This is a genomic window from Pseudomonas sp. NY15364, assembly GCF_048068235.1.
Taxonomy (GTDB): domain Bacteria; phylum Pseudomonadota; class Gammaproteobacteria; order Pseudomonadales; family Pseudomonadaceae; genus Aquipseudomonas; species Aquipseudomonas mendocina_D.
On record NZ_JBLUPX010000002.1, the window covers coordinates 205,384 to 221,234 of the forward strand.

Here is a 15,851-nt window from a genome sequence, read left to right on the forward strand (position 1 = left end):
GCTCTTCAACAAACGATTGGAAACGCTTTAGACCATTCACTGATTTCAAGCCAAGATGATTGAGTCGAAATTTTCGCTGAATTGTATTTCTTCGAACCGCGCAGCCACAACTTTGATGGATGAAATATTCAATTCAAGAGCCGCACCATTGAACTGTTTTTCGGCCCTAGAGATACAGGCATCAACGCCTAGACTAAATCTAACACAGTGCACGGGCGCGTTAAATTCTTTCCTAACCCTAGAAACTAACAAATTCCGAGTTGAAACTGTATCACTTGCTCCACTGACATATAAGGATACACCTGGAGTAGGTGGCTTGTGATTATCAATCCAAGATGACTTGCCGCACATTGGAAGACCACACATTATGTAGACTGCGGTAACAAGTGAAGATCGATTCTGACTAGATAACGAATCCAGTTTCTCCAAAAAACTCAGAATAGCCTCAGAATCAGAGACTGCATTAGGCACTTCCAAAATAATCTTTGAAGTGATAATTCCTGATACCGCAGGAGTTAATGATTCAGCAAGAGCCGCCTTGAGATCTGCACGTAGGATTGCGTTCTGATTCTTCTGATGAGTTAGCTCTTGAAGGAGCTTAGCCTTCTCAACTTGCTTAGCAGGCTTTTCACTAGCCAACGCAAAGTAATATTGTACCCTGTCGATCAACTGATTATATGTGGTGCTAGCGCGCTCCCTTAGTAGGGCTAACTGCCCCTCCAACTCTTTCAGTCGATGATGTATTTCTTGAGTATTTTTGAGTGGCTTTTTGACACCCTCACTTGAATCCTTTGTATAAACCCCAGAATGAGTTGTTCCTTTTATGACTTCTCTGACCTTCACCCAGTCAGGATCATGCTTTTGATTGATTGTTGCACGACCGACACCGGATAATTTAGAAACTTCCATCACTGATAACTTTTTTCGGCCGTCGCTTTGGAGCGCTGAAATAGTCGCATACACCCGATTGAGGAGATCCTGCTTAGCCATGCGCCACCTGCTTTAGGAAATTATGTGCTTCATCCCCTACAACCTCGTGAAGTCGCTTAAAGGCTTCAGCGATACGCCTCTGCGAATACTCCTTCTGAGTCGCTCCACAGTACCTATGCTTAATCATATTATCGTGGAAAATTATCTCATTTTTTAATGATGGAACATTGGCCTCGACAAATGCAGCATATCTACAATTATATGGGTCACACGCAAACAAGTTTGGATGAAGCCTCGACCCAGGGCTATCATTCTTAGCATCACAAGGTGACTCGCTGGTAAGACCCGGCGTTCGCATACAGATTGCAAGATTCGTTCTATGCAGAAGCTTCACACCTTCATCAAGCAAAGAGGCGACATACTGACTTAAACTCTCTTTTCCCGCGTTTTGCAATTTAGCCCTGAGTATTGGAGAAGAATTAGCAGTCTTGGCCAACCTTTTGCCGCCAATGCCCCCAATTTGACCAGAAATTACACCTTGCAAAACCTCGACGAGAATTTCCGTATTTTCATCAATCAACGTAGCTTTGACTTCATCGTTCACGCCAGGTAAAGAAAGGATGTACCTTAACGTCATTTTTAAACTGCGGTGAGAAAAGAGGCATTTAATAATTTCAAGATTCCGCGAATCTTGATGAATTATATAAAGGGCAAGTGACTTCCGAAAACGATGTGGGTGTACTCTATAATCAATACCCAGGTTGTTTGCCACTCGATTGCAAGCTCGCTCTACCACAATGGACTGCGGAGTGTTTCCAAAACTAAACTTTGGTATCTTGACAAACAGATAGTCGTGATTACCGTAAGCACGAGCATCACGCCCTATTTCAATTATTACTTCAATTGCGTCAGCAGCAATTTTTGGGATAGGTATTGTCTTAATGTCGCCCTGTGACGAAATCGAAGTTTTGAAAACAGTATAAGTAAGCCAATAACCCTCAGACTTAAACGAAAGACAATCCACCTTAAGTCCAATGACCTCTGATCGGCGCATCCCAGTAAGGCATAGAAGAAGCACGATACACGCATCGATCAGAGAGACAACAACGCTAATCACAGCAGTTTGATTTATATACTCCCCCTCATCATTCTCATGCGTTCTTTCCTTGATTTCTATTCCCCACCAGGGAATACCGCTATCTAGTAACTTAGGTTTATAATCCCTAAATCTTTTAACTCCCTCAACGGACGCCGTTGACACGCCAAAATTTATCGCGGCAAGCTTTTCGGGGTTCTCAAAAGCGCCTACTATGGTTGGCGCAAAATTTTTATACAGCCAAAGGACGTCATCGCTATAGTTTTCAACAAACCCCACACAGTATCTAAATATTTCTGCATAGTCATCGAGCGGAATGGGTTCGAAAGGTCGACAGGACTCGTCGTATTCTCTTCTATATTTGGCGACAAGCTCTTTAGTTACGTATGAATCGTATAGTGAGTACTCTGGCGGAAGCATACCCATCGATGACACGCCCTGCCAGAAGGACATTAAGTAACAGAATTCCCACTTAATCCCAGATGTGGGCAGCGACTCTATATAGTGCTCCACACTCGACTTGGCCAAATCATTCACCGTCCTAAAATCTGGTGAATTTTCTGAACCTAAATATAGACCTTCGGCATGAAACAACCCTACGAGTCTTAATACTTTTGTTTTATCTGTCTCAAGAGATGTATAAGCATTAATACGACCACGAATTCCGAAATGCGGTACACGGTAAAATAGTAGCGCCCTAGCAATATTCACCCAATGTTCGTGTCCTACTCCACAAACATTCACGCCATACATATTCACATAGTCAAAATTGATACGTATGGGAGACCTATAAGGGGAGGGGTAATCCCCAAAATCCCAAACCGGATCGCCGAAAGAGCTTCTAGGACTTACCCTAATATAACTCCACTCGTTCTTATCAATTCTGGAAAGATTGAGTAAATTTACACTATCGCAAATGATCCCAAGTGAAGAGTCGCCACTCAGAACCTCATCATCTTCTTCAGTAGCGATAGGCTCTGACTCTTCCTCGTGACAACCCAGTCCATTCCTTATTTCTTCTAAAACGGCTTTTATTTGGTCACGTGTTGGAGTTGTCATGAGAGCCCTATCATTGTCAATGGCAGTGCAAAACCGTTATGTTCCGATCGATCTATTGCCTCAGCAACCTCAATCGGATCCCCCCAGCCCTCTAGAACCCCCTTCCACGCTAAATACTCAGCGCGATAGCTTTTCTCCCATTCTAAGGGATTTAACCGCTCCCTCAGACCGTCAAGGTCGGAAATTCTTCTTGCAATAAAAGGTAATGCTTCTTTGAAGATCACACACTGTGAGCATAACGGGCAACGATTGAAGTAGTTGCAAGGCGTATCCGTTCTAAGAAAACTTTCAGCGCCTGGCCAATCTGGTCGTCTTGAATTTAGACAACTTGCAATGAATGTCTGACCTTCCGGAGAAAGCAACTGTATTACCGAATCTTCAGAAGAATTCAGCCTACCGACTAATGGTGCAACAACTGATCGTAGTTCTTCTTTACTACCGCAGCGTAGAGTGGCTTCACGCAGCTCAACCAAAGACACATCTGTAAGAAGATTTGCTGAGTAACGCCTAAAATCTTCTTCATGCTTTCTCTGAATCTTCCTTAGACGCTCATTTAATATTTCTGCCGACCCCCAGTCACTATCATAATGATTCACTGTGGTATCGATATCCGAATGCCCCATCATTGCCGAAACTTCGTCTATATCTAAACCCTGTTCTCTCCGTCGAGTTTCGTAAGTAGTTCGAAGACGTTTCGTTTCAATTCTGGGGGATTTGGTATCCGTATCCAATTTTATGCGGTGGCGATGTAGAAACTCCGTTGATGCGTGCCCAAAATTCGTAGTGGTCACCGGCGTGCATAAGCGACCAAACTTATTCCACAGATTCTTCGAAATGACACACTGAAATAATTTACCCTTTAAATAATGAGGCGACGACAAATGCTTGGTTACTTCAGCGGCAACAAAGCGCAAGATCTGATACGTGCCAAACTTATCTCGCTTGTTTGATCTATGCATTTGGCTTTTGTCTGACCGTCCCTTGTACCCATAAATAATCACATAGTCATCATCCAAAAGGTCCTCCTCAATATGGTCGTCTAGGTTATCGCTTATCGATACCACAACCTCAAAGTTCCAGCCCGTCTGCAACATCACGAAGAGAAAGAATGGGAATATAGTTCCCATTGTGAAGGCTACTCTGCTGATGTATGCCATTTGACCTACTTCATAGGGTAGGTGCTCTGGCCCAACCCTCATATACATCAAGGCCGACCGTAATTTTTTTTCCAGCGTAGAATATTTTTTGTTTGTTCCGTGAGCGGTGTTTTTACTCCACTCTGTGGAAAAGAGATGTCCAGCTTCCTCGAAGCTCACTTGCATAGGCCAATCTGGATAAAGTCTTCCTACATTTGCAGTTGCAATTCGCCCAGATTCTTCTCGATCACAGCCATACACCATTCCCCGTTCACTGACCTCAGTACCAACTACAGGGCGACCTTTAGCCGCCAGTTCATGGGCGCGGGCTCGGTAAATGCCCAGAAACTTCTCTATACTTATTCCATTTGCCCGTATGTATTCTTTAACATCTCCAGTGGAGCGTATAACCCACTCAAACCCTTTAATGTGTGTCGCCTTGATTGACCCGTTGGATCTTTTAGTTTGCTCTTTTACAACCAGATCAAACATCAGGTTTTCTAATGAAAGATCGTATGCCAGAATTGGCTTCCCGCCTTCCACTACACCGTTGTAACTCTCCATCCACTTCATAATAAACTTAATATCGATCAGGCATCCCTCCACAAGCTTATTATGAATCTCCCTGCTGTATCCTTCTGTTACTTGCTCGTTCATCCCCGGTCCAGTCGGCCATTCAAACCCTTTGCCGACCCAGCTCTGCCCTTTATATTTATTCTTCAACGAAAGGAAGATATTTTTTAATGCGCCGTATCTTTTTCTATTTACGGTGCGACCTGGATACGAACGAATTAGAAATGACCTAAAATTCACGCATACCTGCCCATCGACATCAGCAACACCTTTGACTGATTTATTGATCGGCTCAGCGCTATTAAGAAACAGCACAAACTCTTGAATTGAGTAATAGATGTCTTGATGGGATTGATATGTGATCAATCTCTTTGCGGAATGGAGCTGCGCACCTATAAGTAACTGCTGGACAATTAATTTATGGTGCGGATACTCAGTGACAAGATCTGTGAAGTCACGGACGTATTCCCTTGTGCCAGTAGTCTTGTTTCGGACAAGCAACCCTTGAGCTGAAACATCGACTTGTCCCCTAGCAGTGCTTCTTTCTTGAATCGCTTGGGGGGTGTTTTCTGGGAGCTTTCGCTGGAGGGTCGGTCGTTCTCGCGACTCAAGTGCAGACTTGGAGAAAGGCTTGCGTGGCATCTGATGTCCATTTGGATGGGTCTATAGCCAGCAATATCAAGGATAGCTAGACACTCTGGCCATACATTTCTTTGTCAACGATAACGTGCTCGCAGCCGCGGTAGGGATTCACCGAGCGGTCGAAGCCGACGTCCGGCGAGTTGTTGCGGGTGATCGCCGTCTTCGCCTGCTCCTTGCGCACTTCGGTGGCGCGACTTGGCGGTGTTTCGTCCTGATACCAGCCGTCTTCTTCGTGCTGCGAGCGGGTTGGCGCATAGCGGTTATGCGGATTGCTGGCGGTGCCACGGCCACGTGGCGGCAGGCTGACGGACATGCTCGGACTCCAAAATATACTGTATAAAAATACAGTTATTTGGCGCCCGAGCAAGTCCTTCTATCGCGGTGTCGATCAGACGGCCGCGGTCTGCGGTGCCTCCTCGCGTTTGGCGTAACGCTGTGCCAGCACCGCGCAGACCATCAACTGGATCTGGTGGAACAGCATCAGCGGCAGGATCAGCACGCCGATGGCGCTGCCGGCGAACAGCACCTGTGCCATCGGCACGCCGGTGGCCAGGCTCTTTTTCGAGCCACAGAAGAGGATGGTGATGCGGTCTTCCAGGCTGAAGCCCATCCATTTGCCCAGCAGGTGGGTCAACACCAGGGCCAGCGCCAACAACACGCAGCAGGCGGCAATCACCAGCAGCAGAGTGGCCAGCGGTACCTGCTGCCACAGGCCGCCGATCACCGCGGCGCTGAAGGCGGTGTAGACCACCAGCAGGATCGAGCTCTGGTCGACGTATTTCAGCCAGCTCTTGTTCTGGTTGACCCAACCGCCGATCCAGCGCTGAGCGATCTGGCCGAGAACGAACGGCAGCAGCAACTGCAGGCTGATCTTGCCAATGGCGTCGAGGGTCGAGCCGTTGTCGCCGTGCACGCCCATCAGCAAGGCCACCAGCAGCGGGGTGAGGAAGATACCCAGCAGGCTGGAGGCTGCAGCGCTGCAGATCGCCGCTGGAATGTTGCCGCGCGCCAGCGAGGTGAAGGCGATGGCCGATTGCACGGTGGCCGGCAGGGCGCACAGGTAGAGCATGCCCAGGTACAGCTCTTTGCCCAGCAGCGGCTCTAGTGCTGGCTTGAGTGCCAGGCCGAGCAGCGGGAAGAGGATGAAGGTGCAGGCGAACACTAGCAGGTGCAGACGCCAGTGCCCGGCGCCAGCAAGAATCGCCTGGCGCGACAGCTTGGCGCCGTGCATGAAGAACAGCAGGGCGATGGCCAGGTTGGTAATCCACTCGAAGATCGTGGCGATCTGGCCGCTGGCAGGCAGCAACGTGGCGGCGAGTACCACGGCGAGCAGGGTCAGGGTGAAATTATCGGGCAGCAGGCGGCGCAGGAACATGGCGAATCTCGGACTTGCGATACAGGAGGGCGCCAGACTATCGTCATCGAAAATTTCCGGCTAACGCTAAAGAGCCAGCAAGTGTCGACAAACAGACAGTCCGCCACCCTGCATCGCAGCCTGCCCGAGCTGATGAACCTGCCTCGGCCGCTGTATGGCCGCACCGAATCGCTGACCAACCGCGCCCTGACCTTTCGCCATACGCACCCTTGGGTGCAACTGTCCTACGCCATCTCCGGTGTACTCGAGGTGCAGACTCTTGGCGCCCGTTTCGTCGCCCCGCCGCAGCGCGCGGTGTGGGTGCCGGCAGGTGTCGAGCACCAGGTGTTCAGCTCGCCGCGTACCGAGATGCGCAGTCTGTACATCGACGGCAGCGCGGTGCCTTGGGGGCCGGCCGAATGCCGAGTGCTGGCGGTCAGCCCGCTACTGCGCGAGCTGATTCGCGGCTTCAGTGCGTTACCGGCCGAGTATGACGAGCAGGGTGCACCAGGCAGGCTGGCTGCGGTGTTGCTGGACGAATTGCGCGCTGCACCGGACGTGGCGCTGATGCTGCCGTTGCCGCAAGACGCGCGGCTGCGCGAGGTGTGTCAGGGGCTGGAGGATGCGACGCTGCGTCAGCTGGGGCTGGGCGAATGGGGCGAGCGCCTGGGGGTGTCGGAAAAGACCCTGAGCCGGCTGTTCCTGCGTGAGACGGGCCTGAGCTTTCGCGTGTGGCGCCAGCGCCAGCGCCTGCTCGATGCGCTCACCCCGCTGGAGCAGGGCGAGCGTGTCACTGATGTGGCGCTGGCCTGTGGCTACGACTCGTTATCGGCGTTTATCGCTGCCTTTCGCCGCCAGTTCGGTGCGACGCCTGGGGAGTTTTTCCGCGAGTAAAGTCATGCGGGTGCAACTCGCCTGCAGCATCGGCGCTCGGCACCGCTAACCCACCCGAGAATGCCCGGACTAGGTGGGCTCGCTCGGCTTCTTCAGCTTCGGATTGGGAAAGAACTGCACCGCCTGCACGTTGGGGTCGGCAGCCTTGGGCTTCAGGCCGCTGACGTTGACCCGCGTGGGAATCTCCTCGGGCACCGAGTTGCCGCGTGCGTCGAGGGTGTCGGCATAGCCGCACTTGACGCATTCGCGGTGCGGCACGCCGTCGACGCTCCACATCTTGATGCTGTCGGTCTCGCTGCACGCCGGGCACACGGCGCCGGCGATGAAGCGTTTTGGCGTGCTGTTCACCGGGGCTTCGCTCATGCGGCCTCCTGGCTCAGGCCGAGGTGACGTAGCAGGGCGTCGATGCTCGGTTCACGACCGCGGAAGTCGACGAACAGCACCATCGGCGCCTGCGAGCCGCCACGGGCGAGGATAGCTTCGCGGAAGGCGCGGCCGGTATCGGCGTTGAACACGCCTTCTTCCTCGAACTTCGAGAAGGCATCGGCGCTGAGCACTTCGGCCCACTTGTAGCTGTAGTAACCGGCCGCATAGCCACCGGCGAAGATATGCGCAAAGCCGTTGGCGAAGCGGTTGTAGGCTGGCGGGCGCAGTACCGAGACCTCGGCGCGCACCCCTTCGAGCACGTCGAGCACGCTGCGGCCGTCGCCGTGGGTGGCGTGCAGTTCGAAGTCGAATAGGGAGAACTCCAGCTGGCGCACCATCATCAGCCCGGACTGGAAGTTCTTCGCCGCCAGCATCTTGTCCAGCATGGCCTGTGGCAGCGCCTCGCCGGTTTCATAGTGGCCGGAGATCAGCGCCAGGCCTTCCGGTTCCCAGCACCAGTTCTCCATGAACTGGCTCGGCAGCTCGACCGCGTCCCAGGCCACGCCGTTGATGCCCGAGGCGCCGGCGTGCTCGACGCGGGTCAGCAGGTGATGCAGGCCGTGGCCGAACTCGTGGAACAGGGTGGTGACCTCGTCGTGGGTCAGCAGCGCCGGCTTGCCGCCGACCGGCGGGGTGAAGTTGCACACCAGGTTGGCCACCGGGGCGATCAGCTTGCCCTGGGCGTCGCGGCGCTTGTCGCGGGCGCCATCCATCCAGGCACCGCCGCGCTTGTTGGCGCGAGCGTAGAGGTCGAAGAAGAAGCGCCCGACGTGCTGGCCGTTTTCGGTGATCTCGAACAGGCGCACGTCCGGATGCCAGGTGTCGAAATCTTTCAGTTCACGAATCTCGATACCGTAGAGCTTCTGCACGATGGCGAACAGGCCGGTGAGCACCTTGTCCACCGGGAACCAGGCGCGCACTTCTTCCTGGGAGATGCTGTAGCGCTGCTGGCGCAGGCGCTCGCTGTAGTAGCCGACGTCCCAGCTTTGCAGGTCATCCAGGCCTTGCTCGGTGGCGAAGGCCTTGAGCTCGGCGAGATCCTGCTCGGCGAAGGGCTTGCTGCGTACAGCCAGGTCGCGCAGGAAGCTCAGCACCTGCTCGGTGGTTTCGGCCATTTTGCTGGCCAGGCTCAGCTCGCTGTAATTGGCGAAACCGAGCAGGCGCGCCAGCTCCTGACGCAGGTCGAGAATCTCGGCCATCAGCGGGCCGTTATCGTTCTGCCCGGCATTCGGGCCCTGGTCGGAGGCGCGGGTGCAGTAGGCGGCGTACACCTCTTCGCGAAGCGCGCGGTCGTCGGCGTAGGTCATCACTGCGTAGTAGCTGGGGAACTCCAGGGTGATCAGCCAGCCGTCCAGGCCCTTGGCCTCGGCGGCCTGCTTCATCTGCGCCTTGGCCGAGTCGGTCAGGCCGTTCAGGCGCGCTTCGTCAGTAATGTGCTTGGTCCAGGCCTGGGTGGCGTCGAGCAGCTGGTTGGAGAATTTGCTAGTCAGCTCGGACAGGCGCATCTGGATTTCGCCGTAGCGCTTTTGCTGCTCGGCCGGCAGGTCTATGCCGCTCAAGCGGAAGTCACGCAGCGCGTGTTCGAGGATGGTCTTCTGCGCCACGTCGAAATTGGCCGCAGCCGGGCTCTTGGCCAGTGCGTCATAGGCCTCGAACAGCGGCTTGTTCTGGCCCATTTCCGTCCAGTATTCCGACAGTTTTGGCAGGCAGGCCTCATAGGCCGCGCGCAGTTCAGGGCTGTTGCAAACCGCGTTGAGGTGGCTCACCGGGCTCCAGGCGCGGCCCAGGCGCGCGCCCAGCTCGTCCAGCGCCAGCACTAGGCCATCCCAGCTCGGATTGGTCTGCTGCTGTTCAAGCAGCTTGGTGATGGCCGTGCGGCTGTCGGCCAGGATCTGGTCGACGGCGGGCTCGACGTGCTCCGGTTTGATCTGCGAGTAGGGCGGCAGGTCGAAGTCTTGCAGCAGGGGATTGTTCGCGGTCACGACGAGGCACCTGTGGCGAATGAATGTGGGGTTGCGGCGCAGAGCGGCAATTTTTCTGGCGCGATTACAACCGACATGGGGGTGATCTTAATTAGAATCAAGCTTTCCCGCAGCCCAGGAGATTTCTATCGTGGCGATTCGTACTTACCAACAAGCCACTCCACAGCTTGGCGAACGGGCTTTCGTCGATGCCAGCGCCGTGGTCATCGGTGACGTCGAACTGGGTGAGGACAGCTCGGTCTGGCCGATGACCGTGATCCGTGGCGACATGCACCGCATCCGCATAGGCGCGCGCACCAGCGTGCAGGACGGCAGCGTGCTGCACATCACCCACGCCGGGACGTTCAACCCCGATGGTTACCCGCTGATCATCGGTGACGAAGTGACCGTCGGGCACAAGGTCACCCTGCATGGCTGCACCCTAGGCAACCGGATTCTGGTCGGCATGGGCAGCATCGTCATGGATGGCGCGGTTGTCGAGGACGAAGTGATCATCGGCGCAGGCTCAGTGGTGCCGCCGGGCAAACGCCTGGAAAGCGGCTATCTCTACGTCGGCAGCCCGGTGAAACAGGCCCGCCCGCTGACTGACAAGGAACGCAACTTCTTCAGCTACACGGCCGGCAACTACGTGAAACTCAAGGATCTGCACCTGGCTGAAGGCTACGACCAGTGAGCGATGAACTGATCATCCGGCCCATCGAGGCAGCCGATTTCGACCAGGTCTGGGCGATCATCCGTGACGTGGTGCAGGCGCAGGAAACCTACGCCTTCGACCCGAACATGGATCGCGAAACAGCCTGGAAAACTTGGGTTGAACTGCCCCGCGCGACCTTCGTTGCCGAGCAGGGCGGGCAGGTTCTCGGTACCTACTACATCAAGGCTAATGCAGCTGGGCCGGGTGACCACGTATGCAACTGCGGCTATATGACCGCCCCGGCCGCCCGTGGCCGCGGCATCGCCAGCCGGCTCTGCGCTCATTCGCTGGACGTGGCACGTGAGCTGGGTTTCAGCGCCATGCAGTTCAACAGCGTGGTGGCCACCAACGAGGTCGCGGTGGCGCTGTGGCAGAAACATGGCTTCGCGATAGTCGGCACCTTGCCCAAGGCCTACCGCCACGCCCGGCATGGGTTGGTGGATTGCCATGTGATGTTTCGTAGTTTGCTGGACTGAGCGCTTTGCAGCCGCCCGGATGAGTAGCCTGGGTTAAGCACCGCAAAACTCGGGAAACGCTGCCGCGGGGATCGCTTCGCTCCACCCAGGCTACAGGCCTGACGCCAAACATCGACACGAACGGTAGGGCGGGTTCAGGAGCGAAGCGAACAGCCCGCCGGGAGCTGCCTATTCGGCAGTGAGGTAGGCACGATAGCCGGCAAACTTGCATCGCTCAAGGTATGGCGGGATTCGGTGGTGCTTGACCCTTTTTTTCGTCATCCGGCAACTCATTGATTTTTAAAAGACGATTTGTCCGTCGTAGAAAAATGGGTATGGGCATGCCTTGTAGGTGCTGACCGTTGTCTGGCCATACCGCACAGTTCTGCCATCTCGAGCTATTGTCCTGCTGGGAGGGGCGGTACTCTCGCGTTTCGATGGATTCAGACCTCGACAGGGAGTACCTCATGAGCCAAGCTAATCCCTTCGAACCTTTGCCGGCTGCGGCAGTGAATTCCAGTCCGGGCGAGTGGCCGGCATTGCCGCGCCACGTGGCTTGCGTTGCCTTGGCGGTCGGGGTGATCGGCATTGTCATCACATTGATTACTTGGGGGCGGATCGATGAGGTCGACTACGTCAGTTTGTTGCGTCAATCGGTGTCGTTCTGGCTGAGTCACCTGCTGCTGTCGGCGTTGGCCGCTTACTGGTTGACGTTGGCCTATCTGGAGCGCAACGGCCTGGCGGACTACCCGCAATCCGCGTCGCTTATGTTGGCCTATGGCGTGGCCTGGTTCCTGGTGTCCTGGGCGCTGGGGTATGTCCTGAGCTACCTGCACATGGGGCTTTACGAGCATTTCGATCATTACGGCGCTGGCGGCCTGCTCAGTGTTGGGTTGTGGTGGCTGGTCGGTCTGTTGCGTTTTACCGTGGAGGCGTTGTTGACGTTGTGGCTGGTGCTGCATCTGTTTCGCCACCAGGCCAGGCCGGCAGAGGCTGCCTTGCCGGTGTCGGCGACCACGCTGGCCTGGTGTTTTGCGTTGGGCATGGTGGTGGTCAACCTACAGTTGAATGCACTGGTGACACGCCTGTCGATGGGCGGTATGGCAAATGAGGTGCTCGACGGCTGGGCGGGGTTGAGCGGGCTGGTCAGCGCCGGCTTGTCCCTGCTGGTCGCCTTCTTCGCCGCACGTTCGGTGTTGCCGTCGCAGATGCTGGGGTTCAAGGGTGGTCGGCTGGCGCTGGCCTGTCTGATTACCTTTGCCTTGTGGTTCTGCAGCGGGATGCTGGGCATGATCCTGGTGCTGGCAGCGCTTTGGTTCGGTTTCGCGGGTAGCCTCGTGTTGCTGGGGCTGTTCGCTTTGCTGCAGCTGGCGCTGCTCTGGCCGTTCACTCGGCTGGGGCTGCGCTGGGGTTATCGGGTGCATGCCTGAGCGTGAAGTGGGCGCTGAAGGCGGGTATCCTTCGCCACCGTTCCAGCTGCGAATAGGCGCCCGCCATGCATCACTCCACCATTCTCTTCGACCTCGACGGCACCCTGACCGACCCGCGTGAGGGCATCACCCGTTCGGTGCAGTACGCGTTGGCCAAGCTGGGTATCGACGAGCCGGACCTGACCGCGCTGGAGCATTTCATCGGCCCGCCCTTGTTGCAGTGCTTCATGGCCACCTACGCGCTGGATGAGGCCACCGGCTGGCAGGCGGTCAATCACTACCGCGAGCGCTTCCGGGTGACCGGGCTGTACGAGAATCGTGTGTTCGATGGCGTAGAGACGCTGCTCGAGGCTCTGGTGGCGCAGGGCCGCACGCTGTATATCGCGACCAGCAAACCGACGGTGTTCGCCGAGGAAATAGCCCGGCACTTCGGCTTCGATCGCTACTTCACGCGCATCTATGGCAGTGAGCTGGATGGCACCCGCACCAACAAGGTGGAGCTGCTGGCACATCTGTTGGAGTCGGAACGACTGGCGCCCGGCTCGACGCTGATGATCGGCGACCGCAAGCATGACCTGATCGGCGCGCGCAGCAATGGCTTGCAGGCGGTGGCGGTCGGTTACGGATTCGGTAGTCGTGAGGAGTTGCTCGGCGAGGCGCCGGACTTTCACTTCGAGACGCTGGAAGAAATGCGCCAGGCCTTCATCTGCTGAAACTGTAGGAGCGAGCTCTGCTCGCGAATGAAAGCGAAAGCTGCGCGAGCAAGCTCGCTCCTACAGGGGTGTATCAGCCGTTGCGCTGATAGACGATCTTCTTGGTGCCGCCGTCGCAGCTGCCGACGACCATGCTCTGATCCTGAACTTCGGCGTTGGGCACGATTTCCAGGGTGTAGCTGGGCACGTTGTTGGCCTGAATCTTCACTTCGATTTCCTGCTTGAGTTCTTCGCAGGGCTTGGGCGCGGCCAGCGCACCGCCAGTAAGGAGCATCAGGGCCAGGGCGGGAATCAGTCGTTGCATCGCTTGTACCTCCGGTGTTGGGCGAAAACCTGAGTAGGTTGGACTGGCAATGTGCCAATCAGTTCTAGTCGTCATGCATCAGGCTCTGCAACGCGGCCCGACGATCTGCCTGCGGCAACCGACCGAGTGCTGCCACTGCGGCATAAAACGCGCGCCAGTCTCGGTCTTCCTGGGCGAACAGTGTCGCGAAAGCCGGCACCCATTGATCGTAGAGGCCAAAGGGCAGCAGCTTGGCGTTGTTCAACGGGCTTTCTATCCAGGTGTCATAGCGACCCTGGCCGCCCCATTCGCGCTGGCGCAATGCGCGGTAGTCGCGGCGCAGGCGCTCGAACTCGGCCTGTTTGGCGATGCGCATGTCTGACTCCGGCAGGTCGCTGGCGTAGAGCTGTTGCAGGCGTTCGCGGCTGACCAGCACCAGCTCGATGAACTGCTGGCGCTGACGGTCGTCAGTGGCGGCCGGCGTCTCCCCGCGGCTGGCGTGCCACTGACGCAGCCCTTCGCGCTCGACGAAGGTGGCGAAGGACTCGTTGAAGGCCGTATCGCCCGGCAGGTAGTACTGCTGGTGCGCCAACTCGTGGAATATCACCGCGATGAAGCGTTCGTCGCTCCAGCGCAGCATGGTGTTGAGCAGTGGGTCATCGAACCAGCCCAGGGTGGAGTAGGCCTCGACGCCGCCTATGTAGGTGTCCAGGCCCTCTTGGCGCAGTAGCGCGGCAGCACCGCGGGCGCGACCCTGCTGGTAGTAGCCGCGGTAGGCGACGCAACCGGCGATGGGGAAGCAATGCAGCTCGGGGTCGAGGGAAAACTCCGGCGTGGCGAAGACATTCCACACCACGAAGGGACGCTCTAGGTTGGCGTACAGGCGATAGCTGCGGTTCTCGGGCAGTTGCAGCTGCGCGCTGGCAAAGTCCCGCGCCTGCTGGCTCAGCGTCAGGCGCCTGGCCAGGTCGGGGTCTGTCGCAGGGTTGCTTAGCAGCCGTTCGACTGGCTGGCGCGCCTGCAGCAAGTGCCATTGGCCCTGGCCAAGATGGGCGTAGTAATCGAGGGTCGAGCAGCCGCCCAGCAGCAGGGCGAGCAGGGGAACCGCGTAGCGGCGCAGCAGGTCTTTAGGGAAGGCGTTGGGCATGTCGTCACGCTAGCTGATCGCAGGGGTTGTCTCCAGCCCCACTGGTTCGAATACGTCCGTTTCGCCTCGGTTTTGCCTGCCTTCCGATGTAGGCTGGTGCTTGAACCCTACCGTGGAGGTCGCCATGCGCGCCCTGTTTCTCGCTCCCGCCATGATGATGCTCGGGGCCTGTGCTTCTCCGCTGCCCAAACCGGACCCGCAGCAGGCCTGGGTCGAACTGTATTCCAGCGCCGATACCTTGCTGATGGCCGACCGCCTGGACGGCAAGCGCTGGCCGGATGGCCGCTACTTCCAGGTGACGCCCGGCAAGCATGAGCTGGAAACGCGCTTTCAGTTCGAGGTGCGTAGCGGTGGCTCGATAGGTATGCAGAGCGAGCCATTGCGCATGACCTGCGAGATTCGCCTGCGTTACGACGACTTTGCGGCCGGCCAGCGCTACCGCGTCGAGGCACGCCAACAGCTGATGAAGGCGCAGGCCTGGCTGTATGACGAGCAGCGCAATGTACTGGCGCGGGGTGAGGTCATGCGTTGTGGGACAGCCATCTAGGCCAGGGCTGTTGCGCACGGCGCACGCCGCTGATGATCGGGTGCGCCGCCGCTGCGAGGTCAGGCTTCGAGTATGCCTTCTAGGGTGATCGTGGCCTTCAGTACCTTGGAGACTGGGCAGCCGGTCTTGGCCGCTTCCACCGCTTTCTCGAAGGCAGCGCGATCTGCACCTGGAATTTTCGCGCGCAGCGTCAGGTGCACGGTACTGATTTCGAAGCCGCCTTCCCCCTTCTCCAGGGTCACTTGCGCCTTGGTGTCGATGCTCTCGGCAGTCATGCCAGCGTCACCCAGCTCTTTGGACAGTGCCATGGAAAAGCAGCCTGCATGAGCGGCGCCGATCAGCTCTTCGGGATTGGTGCCTGGCTTGTCCTCGAAGCGGGTGTTGAAGCCATAAGGCGATTCCTTGAGGGCACCACTTTCAGTGGAGATGGTGCCTTTGCCGTCCTTGATACCACCTTGCCAGTGGGCTGAAGCTGTCTTCTTCATGTGCG

At 56.5% G+C, this 15,851-nt stretch carries 15 protein-coding genes and 1 pseudogene; 6 read left to right on the plus strand and 10 right to left on the minus strand.

Annotation, left to right across the window (positions count from 1 at the left end):
- Positions 1-45 precede the first annotated feature (45 nt).
- From ACNFCJ_RS03310 to ACNFCJ_RS03330, 5 genes and pseudogenes are all read right to left on the minus strand, one after another.
- Positions 46-990, minus strand: coding sequence for a hypothetical protein (locus ACNFCJ_RS03310; RefSeq protein WP_416769785.1), 945 nt, complete (start codon positions 988-990; stop codon positions 46-48).
- A complete protein-coding gene (locus tag ACNFCJ_RS03315; protein ID WP_416769786.1) occupies positions 983-3,085 on the minus strand; it encodes a tyrosine-type recombinase/integrase in 2,103 nt (700 codons plus the stop codon). The genes ACNFCJ_RS03310 and ACNFCJ_RS03315 overlap by 8 nt, the downstream gene beginning before the upstream one ends.
- Entirely contained in the window at positions 3,082-5,436 is a 2,355-nt protein-coding gene (locus ACNFCJ_RS03320; protein ID WP_125836415.1) for a site-specific integrase, read from the minus strand. Before ACNFCJ_RS03320 ends, ACNFCJ_RS03315 begins: the two co-directional genes overlap by 4 nt.
- 85 nt (positions 5,437-5,521) lie before the next feature.
- A pseudogene (locus tag ACNFCJ_RS03325) lies at positions 5,522-5,749 on the minus strand (radical SAM protein); the annotation flags it as partial.
- A gap of 75 nt (positions 5,750-5,824) precedes the next feature.
- Positions 5,825-6,811, minus strand: coding sequence for a bile acid:sodium symporter family protein (locus tag ACNFCJ_RS03330; RefSeq protein ID WP_416769788.1), 987 nt, complete (start codon positions 6,809-6,811; stop codon positions 5,825-5,827).
- Between the two features lie 132 nt (positions 6,812-6,943).
- Here ACNFCJ_RS03330 and ACNFCJ_RS03335 point away from each other — a divergent pair, with 132 nt between their 5' ends.
- A complete protein-coding gene (locus tag ACNFCJ_RS03335; RefSeq protein WP_416769828.1) occupies positions 6,944-7,684 on the plus strand; it encodes an AraC family transcriptional regulator in 741 nt (246 codons plus the stop codon).
- 69 nt (positions 7,685-7,753) lie between these two features.
- Here ACNFCJ_RS03335 and ACNFCJ_RS03340 read toward each other — a convergent pair whose 3' ends face one another.
- Positions 7,754-8,047 carry a YheV family putative zinc ribbon protein gene (locus ACNFCJ_RS03340; RefSeq protein ID WP_416769790.1) on the minus strand — a complete coding sequence of 98 codons (294 nt, stop codon included), beginning with the start codon at positions 8,045-8,047 and terminating at the stop codon, positions 7,754-7,756.
- Complete coding sequence (gene prlC, locus ACNFCJ_RS03345; protein WP_416769791.1) at positions 8,044-10,092, minus strand: oligopeptidase A; 2,049 nt, start codon at positions 10,090-10,092, stop codon at positions 8,044-8,046. Before prlC ends, ACNFCJ_RS03340 begins: the two co-directional genes overlap by 4 nt.
- 130 nt (positions 10,093-10,222) lie before the next feature.
- Here prlC and ACNFCJ_RS03350 point away from each other — a divergent pair, with 130 nt between their 5' ends.
- From ACNFCJ_RS03350 to ACNFCJ_RS03365, 4 genes are all read left to right on the plus strand, one after another.
- The gene (locus ACNFCJ_RS03350) at positions 10,223-10,765 is read left to right on the plus strand and encodes a gamma carbonic anhydrase family protein (RefSeq protein WP_416769793.1); all 543 of its coding nucleotides are present in this window, start codon (positions 10,223-10,225) and stop codon (positions 10,763-10,765) included.
- Positions 10,762-11,262, plus strand: coding sequence for a GNAT family N-acetyltransferase (locus ACNFCJ_RS03355; RefSeq protein ID WP_416769794.1), 501 nt, complete (start codon positions 10,762-10,764; stop codon positions 11,260-11,262). The genes ACNFCJ_RS03350 and ACNFCJ_RS03355 overlap by 4 nt, the downstream gene beginning before the upstream one ends.
- Positions 11,263-11,708: 446 nt before the next feature.
- The gene (locus tag ACNFCJ_RS03360; RefSeq protein ID WP_416769795.1) at positions 11,709-12,671 is read left to right on the plus strand and encodes a hypothetical protein; all 963 of its coding nucleotides are present in this window, start codon (positions 11,709-11,711) and stop codon (positions 12,669-12,671) included.
- A gap of 65 nt (positions 12,672-12,736) precedes the next feature.
- Entirely contained in the window at positions 12,737-13,384 is a 648-nt protein-coding gene (locus ACNFCJ_RS03365; protein WP_416769796.1) for an HAD family hydrolase, read from the plus strand.
- A gap of 73 nt (positions 13,385-13,457) precedes the next feature.
- Here ACNFCJ_RS03365 and ACNFCJ_RS03370 read toward each other — a convergent pair whose 3' ends face one another.
- Complete coding sequence (locus tag ACNFCJ_RS03370) at positions 13,458-13,688, minus strand: DUF1161 domain-containing protein (protein WP_416769798.1); 231 nt, start codon at positions 13,686-13,688, stop codon at positions 13,458-13,460.
- Between the two features lie 64 nt (positions 13,689-13,752).
- Entirely contained in the window at positions 13,753-14,814 is a 1,062-nt protein-coding gene (locus ACNFCJ_RS03375; protein WP_416769799.1) for an aminopeptidase, read from the minus strand.
- 124 nt (positions 14,815-14,938) lie between these two features.
- Here ACNFCJ_RS03375 and ACNFCJ_RS03380 point away from each other — a divergent pair, with 124 nt between their 5' ends.
- Positions 14,939-15,361 (plus strand): hypothetical protein, encoded by a 423-nt coding sequence (locus ACNFCJ_RS03380; protein ID WP_416769800.1) that lies wholly within the window; start codon positions 14,939-14,941, stop codon positions 15,359-15,361.
- A gap of 59 nt (positions 15,362-15,420) precedes the next feature.
- Here ACNFCJ_RS03380 and ACNFCJ_RS03385 read toward each other — a convergent pair whose 3' ends face one another.
- Positions 15,421-15,846, minus strand: coding sequence for an OsmC family protein (locus ACNFCJ_RS03385; protein ID WP_416769801.1), 426 nt, complete (start codon positions 15,844-15,846; stop codon positions 15,421-15,423).
- Positions 15,847-15,851 lie beyond the last annotated feature (5 nt).

Coding starts and splice junctions, on each gene's coding strand:
- ACNFCJ_RS03315 (WP_416769786.1), bottom strand. CDS start 3,085: ATGACAACTCCAACACGTGACCAAATAAAAGCCGTTTTAGAAGAAATA.
- ACNFCJ_RS03385 (WP_416769801.1), bottom strand. CDS start 15,846: ATGAAGAAGACAGCTTCAGCCCACTGGCAAGGTGGTATCAAGGACGGC.
- ACNFCJ_RS03365 (WP_416769796.1), top strand. CDS start 12,737: ATGCATCACTCCACCATTCTCTTCGACCTCGACGGCACCCTGACCGAC.
- ACNFCJ_RS03375 (WP_416769799.1), bottom strand. CDS start 14,814: ATGCCCAACGCCTTCCCTAAAGACCTGCTGCGCCGCTACGCGGTTCCC.
- ACNFCJ_RS03320 (WP_125836415.1), bottom strand. CDS start 5,436: ATGCCACGCAAGCCTTTCTCCAAGTCTGCACTTGAGTCGCGAGAACGA.
- ACNFCJ_RS03360 (WP_416769795.1), top strand. CDS start 11,709: ATGAGCCAAGCTAATCCCTTCGAACCTTTGCCGGCTGCGGCAGTGAAT.
- ACNFCJ_RS03340 (WP_416769790.1), bottom strand. CDS start 8,047: ATGAGCGAAGCCCCGGTGAACAGCACGCCAAAACGCTTCATCGCCGGC.
- ACNFCJ_RS03380 (WP_416769800.1), top strand. CDS start 14,939: ATGCGCGCCCTGTTTCTCGCTCCCGCCATGATGATGCTCGGGGCCTGT.
- ACNFCJ_RS03335 (WP_416769828.1), top strand. CDS start 6,944: ATGAACCTGCCTCGGCCGCTGTATGGCCGCACCGAATCGCTGACCAAC.
- ACNFCJ_RS03310 (WP_416769785.1), bottom strand. CDS start 990: ATGGCTAAGCAGGATCTCCTCAATCGGGTGTATGCGACTATTTCAGCG.
- ACNFCJ_RS03370 (WP_416769798.1), bottom strand. CDS start 13,688: ATGCAACGACTGATTCCCGCCCTGGCCCTGATGCTCCTTACTGGCGGT.
- ACNFCJ_RS03330 (WP_416769788.1), bottom strand. CDS start 6,811: ATGTTCCTGCGCCGCCTGCTGCCCGATAATTTCACCCTGACCCTGCTC.